The sequence below is a fragment of the Candidatus Collinsella stercoripullorum genome (genome assembly GCF_027669965.1).
Taxonomy (GTDB): domain Bacteria; phylum Actinomycetota; class Coriobacteriia; order Coriobacteriales; family Coriobacteriaceae; genus Collinsella; species Collinsella stercoripullorum.
Window position 1 is genome coordinate 1 of record NZ_JAQECM010000072.1, and the last position, 8339, is coordinate 8339.

Annotated in this window: 6 protein-coding genes; 1 reads left to right on the forward strand and 5 read right to left on the reverse strand. The window is 72.5% G+C overall.

The window, feature by feature from the left end; genetic code table 11:
* The coding region (locus PHA29_RS10005) for an alpha/beta hydrolase (RefSeq protein ID WP_270849465.1) at positions 1–977 on the forward strand (977 nt) is incomplete at its 5' end.
* 130 nt (positions 978–1107) lie between these two features.
* Here PHA29_RS10005 and PHA29_RS10010 read toward each other — a convergent pair.
* From PHA29_RS10010 to PHA29_RS10030, 5 genes are all read right to left on the reverse strand, one after another.
* Complete coding sequence (locus PHA29_RS10010) at positions 1108–4008, reverse strand: ABC transporter permease (RefSeq protein ID WP_270849467.1); 2901 nt, start codon at positions 4006–4008, stop codon at positions 1108–1110.
* 24 nt (positions 4009–4032) lie between these two features.
* Positions 4033–4713 carry an ABC transporter ATP-binding protein gene (locus PHA29_RS10015; protein WP_270849468.1) on the reverse strand — a complete coding sequence of 227 codons (681 nt, stop codon included), beginning with the start codon at positions 4711–4713 and terminating at the stop codon, positions 4033–4035.
* 112 nt (positions 4714–4825) lie between these two features.
* Positions 4826–5899 carry a sensor histidine kinase gene (locus tag PHA29_RS10020; RefSeq protein WP_270849471.1) on the reverse strand — a complete coding sequence of 358 codons (1074 nt, stop codon included), beginning with the start codon at positions 5897–5899 and terminating at the stop codon, positions 4826–4828.
* 13 nt (positions 5900–5912) lie between these two features.
* Positions 5913–6593: a response regulator transcription factor gene (locus PHA29_RS10025; RefSeq protein WP_270849472.1), complete on the reverse strand. Its 681-nt coding sequence runs from the start codon at positions 6591–6593 to the stop codon at positions 5913–5915.
* 208 nt (positions 6594–6801) lie between these two features.
* On the reverse strand, positions 6802–8339 hold a 1538-nt coding region (locus PHA29_RS10030; protein WP_270849474.1), incomplete at its 5' end, for a L,D-transpeptidase family protein.

Consider the following 8339-nt stretch of genomic DNA (forward strand, 5'->3'; position numbering starts at 1 on the left):
GCGTCGTCGCGCTCGGCGGCACGGGGCTCGCCGCCGCCGGCAACGCCCTGTTCGACCTCGCGCTCAACCCGCGCGCGCCCCGCTCGATCCTCGCGCGGGCGGGCGCCGGGGCGTCGGCGGGGGTGGATACCGCCGTGTTCGCGGGCGACCCGGCGCGCAGGGAGGCGCGGCTCTGGTTCGATGAGGCCAGGCGACCGGTCGAGCTCCCCTTGGCGGACGGGGGCGTCCTCCACGGCTGGCGCGTGCTCGCCCCCGGCGTGGTCCCGTCCCCCGACGGCGGCCGCGACGACGGCGCGAGCACCGACGACCTCCATCGCTATCTGATCTTGTGCCACGGCTACAGCGGGCGCCCCTCGGACCTCGCCCGCGAGGCCCGGGCGGCCCACGCCGCCGGCTTCTCGGTCCTGCTGCCGGCGGCGCGCGGCCACGAGCGCAACGCCGACCGCTACGCCACCATGGGCTGCCTCGACGCGCGCGACCTCGTGGGCTGGGCGCGTCTCGTGGCGTCGTTCGACCCCCGCGCCCGCATCGCGCTGTACGGCGTGTCCATGGGCGGCGCCGAGGTCATGATGGCGTCGGGGCTCGACCTGCCCGACCAGGTGCGCTGCATCGTCGAGGACTGCGGCTACACGAGCGCCTGGGATGAGTGCGAGGTCCAGATGGGCCAGCTGCTCCACCTGCCCGCGCGCCCCCTGCTCGATGCCGCGGACGCGGTCTGCCGGGCCCGCGCCGGCTTCAGCCTCAGGGAGGCCAGCGCGGTCGAGGGCGTGCGCCGCGCGCGGGTGCCGATGCTGTTCATCCACGGGTCGGCGGACGACTTCGTGCCCTTCGGCATGCTCGACCGCGTGTTCGAGGCCTGCGCGAGCCCGGTCAGGGAGCGCGCGGTGTTCGAGGGGGCGGGCCACGGCGCCTGCTCGTATGCCGATCCGGCGCGCTACGCCGCCCTCGTCGGGGGCTTCCTGGACCGGCACCTCTGACCCAGCGCGCCCGGCCGGCCCCGCCCCCTGCGGGCCCGTCGGTGCCGCAGGGGGCGGCGGACCCGTTCGCCCCCGCATCGCCGCGCGCCCCCTCGTCCCGCGGCGCCCCGTTCCCTCCGGCGCGCCCGCGCTAGATCGCGTCGTCGCGCAGGGCCTCGACGACGCTCGCGGCATGGCTGCGCCGCAGCGCGTAAGCCGCGCTCACCGCGATCACCGCGATCACGATGCCGGCGGCGGCAGCGGTCTCGGCGACCGGGGGCTCCAGCGCGAACGTGGTGAACGAGTACGCCATCGCACGGGTCAGGAACGCCGCCGCGACGGCCGCGAGCGCGAGGCCGACCGCGAAGCCGCGCAGCGCGTAGCTCGCGCACTCGTAGGCGATCATGCGCCGGAACGCCGATTCCCCCATGCCGATGCTCTTGAGCACCGCGAACTCGCGGCGGCGCAGGATGAGCGAGTTCGTGAGGGTGTTGAAGACGTTCGCCACGGCGATCAGGCCGCAGATGACGGTGAAGCAGTAGATGAACGTCCGGACCGTTTCGGACATCATGCGGTTCTGCATCTTGTTCTCGGCGAAGTTCGTGTAGGTGCAGTCGAGCTCGGGGAAGTCCGCGGCGATGAGCTCGAAGGCGTCCTGCGCGTCTGCCGCGGTCTCGGCCGACCCGCCTGCATCGAAGTTCATCTGGGCATCGGCGAAGCCGAGCGTCTCGTTCGCGGCCATGGCGCTGACGGGCAGCAGGAGGTGCAGGGTGCCCGACCGCGTGGAGATGCCCGCGGGCGCGGTGTCGGCGAGCGCCCCGACGGCGAGCTCCTTGCGCGCGGTGATGCCCTCGTCGAGCGGGACGAAGCGCTCGGACCCGTCGGGCGCGTTGTACCAGACGCTCGGCTGCCCGTTCCCGTCCGACATCACGCCGCCGGCGTACATGCCCTCGAGGGGCGCGAACGACACGGTCTCCACGGTGCCCGCGCCCGACAGCGGGCTGTAGGAGCCGTACGTGCCGCCCTCGTTCAAGGTGTACTCGTTCAGGGCGATCGCCTGCGGACGCGCGGGGTCGCAGAACTCCTCGCGGGACAACCCGAGACCGTCGACGTAGGTCTCCCAGCTTGCGGTGTCGATGAAGTCGACGTAGACGGGGCCGGACCACGAGCCGTCGTCGAGCAGGGTGCCGAAGAAGTGATCGGAGCCGTCGGACACCATGGAGGCGGGGACGATGGTGTCGGCGACATAGCTGGCGTGGTAGCCCGCGCGCGTGGTGCCCTCGAGGCCGTCGGCCGCGTCGTAGAGGCGTGCGAGCGCGTCTGCCAACGCGACGTCGTCGACCTTCCCGTCCTCGCGCACGATGGCCCCCGTGCCGCCCTTAGCCGTCGTGGCGTCGATGCGCACCTGCAGGTCCGTTCCGTCCGCCGCGTCGATCGCGGTGCCGCTTGCGTAGTCCATGACGCTGCCGATGACGCCCGAGATGATGAGCAGGGCGACCGAGACGGCAAGTGCGGCGACCGTGACCCTGCCCTTGCTCGTGGCGCGCGTCAGGTTGCGGTGGGCGATGAACCCGGGGATGCCGAAGAGGCGCGCGGAAAGGCCGCGGAGACGGACGGTGCCGCCCTCTGCCGTGCTTTTTCCCGCACGGGCGAGCGCGCGCCGCGCGCGGCGGGTGAGGTGGATGTCGCGGGTCTGACGGATGGCGTCCACCGCCGAGACGCGGGAGGCGCGCAGGGCGGGAATCCATGCGCTCACGAGCACGGTCGCGAGCGCCACGCCGGCGGAGATGCCGAGCACGGCGGGGCTTACGGTCACGCTCACCTGGATGCCGTAGGCGTCCACGTCGAACATGGCGGCAAGGCCGCTCCCGGTGAGCTGGAACACGACGAGGCAGCCGATAAGGCCGAGCACGAGGCCGATGGGGATGCCGACCGCGGAGAGCAGCAGCGCCTCGGTGAGCACGGTGCGGCGGAGCTGGCGCTTGCTGGCTCCCAGGGAGGCCAGCAGCCCGAACTGACGGGTGCGCTCGGCCACCGAGATGGCGAAGGAGTTGTACACGAGCGAGACCCCGGCCACGGCGATGACGACGGCGAGCACGCCGGCGATCATGTAGAGCGTGTTCCACACCTCGGAGCTCCCGGTGACGCCCTGCCAGCGCAGCAGGCTCGAGTGGGTGGCGACCCCGCCAGCCTGGGGGTTGATGTCGGCGGAGAGCTCGTCGGCGATCGTCAAGGCGTCCTGCGGGTTGTGCGTGGTCAAGATCGAGTAGACGCAGGTGGCGTCCGATGCGTCGGCGAGAGCGTCCTCGACCTCATCTCCCGAGGGGTAGATGTAGACGCTGTTGCCCTGCAGGGCGCGGGTGGACGAGAAGCCGTAGCTGCGGTAGAACCCCACCACGGTGCCGCTGACCTCGCCGAGATCCGCGTCGAAGGCCTCCTCGACGGTCCCGTCCTCGAAGTAGGTGCCCTGAAGCGAGGTGCCGGCGACGGCCGCGCCCCCGTCTTCCGGATAGCGCAGCGTGCGCTCCCCGAGCACGGCCGTGACGGTGCTGCCGAGCTCGATGGCGGACGCGCCGTCGGCGCCCTGTACGGTGAGCCCGCAGGGCGCGAGCTCCACGCCCTCCAGATAGTGGGGCAGCGCGATCTCGCCGGGGGCCTCGGGCGCGCGGCCCGCGGCGATCTCGGGGCCGGTGACCAGGCGCTCGCCCTCGGGGTTCACGGGCCAGGTCTTGGCGAACAGGTAGCTGCCGTAATCGGCTGCGTTGTCGTCGCCCATCTGGATCGCGCCGAGCTCGGCGACGTCCAGCCGCGCGGAGACGCGTCCGTCGCCCGCGAGCTCGCGGTGGGCGTCGGCGGGGATGTTCGCGGCCTCGACCTGCCAGGAGCCCTCGTCTGCCGCCGTGCGCTCGTAGAGCATGTTCGACATGCTCACGACGCTCGTGAGCACGGCGCAGACGAGCGCACAGGACAGCGCGATGCCGATGACGGAGACGACGGTGCGGGTGCGGTTGCCGGAGAGGGACCGCAGGGAGAAGCGGGTGAAGATGCTCATGATGGACCTCCTGCCATGCGCGGGCTACCGGCGGCGCTCGTCGCGCACGAGGCGGCCGTCCTCGATGGCGATCACGCGGTCGGCCATGAGGGCGATGTCCTCGTCGTGCGTGATGACGATGAGGGTCTGGTTGAGGTCCCTGTTCGAGCTGCGCAGCAGCTGCATGATCTCCGCGGAGTTCCGGGAATCGAGGTTGCCGGTCGGCTCGTCGGCGAGGACGACCGCCGGCGCGTTCATGAGCGCGCGCCCGATGGCCACGCGCTGCTGCTGGCCGCCGGAGAGCTGGTTGGGCAGGTAGCGCTCGCGCCCGGTGAGGCCGAGGGCCCGCAGCAGCATCTGCAGGCGCTGCCCGTTCACCGAGCGGCCGTCCATGAGGACGGGCAGCGTCATGTTCTCCACCACGTCGAGCACGGGGATGAGGTTGTAGAACTGGTAGACGAGGCCCACCTCCCGGCGGCGGAAGATCGCGAGCTGCTCGTCGGAGCGGGCGAAGACGTCCTCGCCCGCGAGCCTCACCGTTCCCGAGGTCGGGCGGTCGACGCCGCCGATGAGGTGCAGCAGGGTGGATTTGCCCGAGCCCGACGACCCGATGATGGCGACGAACTCGCCCGCCTCAACGGTGAAGCTGACGTCGTCGAGCGCGCGCACGGCGGTGTCGCCCGTGCCGTAGACGCGCGTGAGATGTTCGATGGACAGGATGTTCATGTCCGTCCTCCTCCGGTCGTGGCGTGTCTTCGGCTCCATGGTCCCAAACAGGGCTTGCGCGCCCATGACCGCCGTGTGACGGTTCCGTCACCTTCCGTCGGGGACGCGGCGCTCACACGACGGCCTTGAAGAAGGCGATGGTGAAGCGCGCCCCGCTGACGCGCCCGTCGGGGCCCGTCGCGTTGCAGGCGGTGATGCGGCCCTCCTGGGCCGTCACGAGGCTCTTCGCGAGGGCGAGCCCGATGCCCACGCCCGCCGGCTCCACCTCGCCCGCCGCGCCGCCCGCCCCGCGCCCGCGGTAGAAGCGCTCGAAGATGTGGGGGAGGTCCTCCTCGGCGATGCCGCCGCCGGTGTCCTCGACCGCGATCCGGCAGGCGAGCGCGTCCTCGGTCGCGCGGATGCGCACGCACCCGCCGGCGGGCGTGTGCTCGATGCAGTTCTTGAGCACGTTCGCCAGGGCCTCGGCGCTCCAGCGCGCGTCGCCCCTGAAGCCCGCCCCGGGTTGGACCGACACGTCGACGGCCACGTCCGCGATATCGAAGGCGATGGCGAGCCCCGAGACCGCCTCGTCGACCAGCTTCGCGGCATCCACGTGCTCCGCTGCGAGCGCGACCGTCCACGCATCGATGCGGGCGAGCTTGAGCAGGGCGGAGACGAGCCAGCCGATGCGCTCCTGCAGCAGCTCCGCGCGGCGCAGCCGGGAGGCGATGTCGCGCACCGCCGCCGCGTCGATCCCGCCTCCGCCGGAGGCCGCCACGCGGGTGCGGATGAGCTCGGTGGTGAGGGAGAGCTGGGTGAGCGGCGTCTTCAGCTGATGGGAGATGTCGGCGAGCGCGTCGGCGAGCCGGGCGCGCTCCCGCTCGAGCTGCTCGGCGGTCAGGGCGAGGCGCTGCGTGAGCTTGCCGAGCTCGCTGGCGAGGACGGCGAGCTCCCCCTCGCGCATGTCATCGAACCCGGGCGCGCGGTCGCTGTGGAGCCTCTCGTCGAGCCGCTCGGCGAGCCGTGCGATGGCGCGGTAGCGCGCGACGGTGAGGGCGCACAGGGGGAGCGCCGCGGCGAGCGCGCCGGCGGCGACGCAGAGGGCGGGCGGGGCGCCGGGCACGGATCCGAGGACGAGGGCGAGCGCGGCGGTCGCGAGGACGGAGGCGGCGAGGGCGCGCGCGAAGGCGCGGTTGCGGGCGAGCACGGCGCATCGCCCCTTACCCGCGGGCGCGGTAGCCGAGGCCGCGCACGGTCACGATGAGGGAGGGATGCGCCGGGTCGTCCTCGATCTTGTCGCGCAGCCGCTTGATGTAGACGGACAGCGTGTTCTCCTCGATATAGGTCCCCGCCTCGTCCCACAGGGCATCCCGGATGGCCTCGCGCGTGACGAGCTTCCCGGGGTTCGCGGCGAACAGCAGGAGCAGGCGGTACTCCAGGGCGGACAGGGCCACCTCGGCGCCGTCTCGCTCCACGCGGGCGCGGTCGGGGTCGATGGCCAGGGGGCCCAGCCTGAGCGCGCGTCGCTCGGGCTGGGTGCGGCGCAGCGCGGCGGCGATGCGCGCGAGCAGCTCGCGGGGCCGGAAGGGCTTGGCGACGTAGTCGTCGGCGCCCATGGTCAGGCCGGTGACCGTGTTGAACTCGTCATCGGAGGCGGTGAGGAAGATGACGGGGACCTCGGGGCGCTCCGCCTTCACGGCGGAGCAGACGGCGAAGCCGTTGCCGTCGGCCAGCGAGATGTCGAGCAGGACGAGGCGGCATGCGCTGTCGCCGAGGGCCCGCTCGATGGCGTCGCGCTGGGTCGATGCGGTCGCGACCGAGTAGCCCTCGCCGACGAGCAGCTCGGTGAGCGACTCGACGATGAGCGGGTCGTCTTCGACCAAAAGGATTCTCGCGCCCATGGCGCCCCCTTCTCGCGATGGGATCCGGCGGGTCCGACCCCGCGGGGTGCCGGCGGTGCGCGGTGCCGGCCCGGGTCGGTCGGGGGTATCGTAGCACGCCGCATACGGAAACGCCCGCATCCGGGAGGTGCCGGATGCGGGCGCGGGGTGGGCGCACCGTCGCCGCGGGGGACGGGCGATGACGCGGGGCGGCTGCGGCCGCGCCGCGTCAGTTGTGCACGATCACGCAGTCGCCGACCTGCAGGATGCCGAACAGCTCGGCGGCCTTGTCGGGCGGCAGGTTCACGCAGCCGTGGCTGCCGGTCCAGGTGTAGGCGGTCGGGTCGGAGAAGCTCGAGGACGCCTGCCAGTCCGCATCGTGCAGGCCGATGGCCGAGCCGATGAAGCTCATCCAGTAGTCCACGTAGGAGACGTACTCGGGCTCGCCGGTCGCGGGGTCCTTCTTGCCCACGAGCGCCACGTCGCGCTCGAGGTTGTTGATGCTGTAGATGCCCGTCGGCGTGTCGTTGCCCTCGTTGGGGTTGCCGGTGATGCAGCCCGACTCCCACAGCAGGTTGTCGTTGGCGTCGTAGTAGCGCACATGCTGCTCCGATATGTCGATGTCGACGTAGGCGCCCCAGTCGCGCCCGCCGGCGCCGTGGTACGCCGCGGCCGTCTGCTTCGTGGGGATCTCGATCTCGCCGGTCTGCTTGTTCGCCACGGCCTGCTGGATGAGCTCGGCGAGCGCCGCCTCGTCGCTGATCCAGCCGTAGGTGCCGCCGGAGACGTTGACCACCTTGCCGTCGGGGCGCGTGTAGCTGCGCTCGGTGCCGACCGTGTCGAGCTGGGCGGCGGCGAGCTGGCGGATCCAGGCCGCGAGCCCCTCGGAGTTCAGGGTGGGGTCGAGGTTCTCGTCGAAGGTGATCCACTGGGTCATCGTCTTGCCGTCGAGCGTCGCGACCACCGTGCCACCCATCTTGAGGTCGACGTTGACGCCGATGATCTCGTTGGCGGCGTCGCACGCCGCCTGGAGCTCCTCGTCGCTCGCCCCGCCCGCGAGCGGCTCGTACATGGAGTCGTCGAGCTCGAGCGAGGTCTCGGCCGACGCCACGGCCTGCTCGGCGGCGGAGATGACGGCGTCGCGGCCGAGCTTCTGGCTGGCGCGCGCACGGGCGACGGTGAACATGCCCGCCTCCTCGTCATAGGCCCCCGCGGCGTCGAAGGTGCCGGGGCGGTCGGCGTTGAACTGGTCGATCGCTGCGCCGAGCGCCTCCTCGAACGCCGCCTCGTCGTAGGTCACGGACAGCGCCGAGGGGTCGGTCGCGGAATCCGAGCCGCCGGAGACGAGGCTGCCGATCAGCCGGACCGGCCAGATGAGCGCCTCGTTGGCGCCGAGGACGGCGTCCGCCTCCGCCTGCGCGTCGACGGTGAACGTGCCCGCCTCGGGCTCGTAGGTCCAGTCGAAGCCCAGGCCCGAGACCTTGAGCGTGTAGGCGCCCACGGAGGCCTCGATGCGGTCCGCGGCCTCGCCGGCTCCCGTGAGGGACACGTCGACCCCGGCGATGGAGGTGCCGGGGTAGTAGATGTTGGAGAAGGCGACGGCGCCGGCGATGTAGCCGACGACGAGCACGCCCGCGGCGGCGGCGAGCGCGATCTTCAGCCCGCGGCGGCCGCCCGGGCGCGGGTCCTCCGCATCGCCGCCGAAGGCGGTGCCGGCGTCGACGGGGGGCAGCCCGTCGCCCGCGGAGGGGCGGACCGCCGCCATGC